Origin of the sequence: Nostoc sp. CmiVER01 (genome assembly GCF_034531135.2) — a bacterium.
Lineage (GTDB): Bacteria > Cyanobacteriota > Cyanobacteriia > Cyanobacteriales > Nostocaceae > Nostoc.
In genome coordinates, this window is sequence record NZ_JAVRBU020000066.1 from 1 (window position 1) to 645 (window position 645).

General features: G+C 65.1%; 2 protein-coding genes. Both read right to left on the reverse strand.

From position 1 onward, the window contains the following. Positions 1–25: 25 nt before the first annotated feature. Positions 26–247, reverse strand: a complete 222-nt coding sequence (locus RMZ43_RS36010; RefSeq protein WP_428851030.1) for a hypothetical protein — start codon at positions 245–247, stop codon at positions 26–28. 32 nt (positions 248–279) lie between these two features. Then, positions 280–645 (reverse strand): hypothetical protein (locus RMZ43_RS36015; protein WP_428851031.1); only part of this gene is annotated, 366 nt, incomplete at its 5' end.

The following is a 645-nucleotide window of genomic DNA, read 5'->3' on the forward strand; positions in this document are numbered from 1 at the left end:
TGTTCGTTTTCTTTGAGTCTGGATATCAAATATTGCGTAGTTCCGAGTTTTGAGGCTGAACGTTGACCAGCAGGATGTCGGTCAGGTCCACCGGTGCGCAGTGCTTGCCGTACGGGGCGATGACCAACGGCGTGGCGCTGCCGGCTGGCCACAGCACCGCGGTGCTATGACCGCCCCCGTCCAAGCTCAGGTCGATGACGGCACCGGCCTGGTTATGGGGGGTGCCGTTACTGTCGAGATCGGGCAACAGGTTCAGCGCACTCAGGATGGGCCGCGGGGCTAATGCTTGGGGCTGCTGGTGGCTGAGACCCAGTGTACCGGCCGTTCGCGGCTGTCCGCGTTAACGCAACTGCCCAACAACACGCCATTGACGGTGATGCCGGCGACATCGCGGCCCTGCCCGTTGACCAGGGCGGGCAACACGGTGGGTGTGCACCCGCCGACGGCCTGCGTGCTGTTGTCGATGGCGCAGGCGGCGCAGTGGGCCTTGCCGGCCGGACCAGGGTAAAGGATCTCCTGCGCGTGCAGTCGCGGGGCAAGGCTGCCCAACTTGCTGACAGGGTACCACAGGCCCCCGAGCCGGACGGGACGTAAGGGAGGGATCAAGGACATGGCGTGGCGCTCCATGCGTAAGGGAAGGGGCGG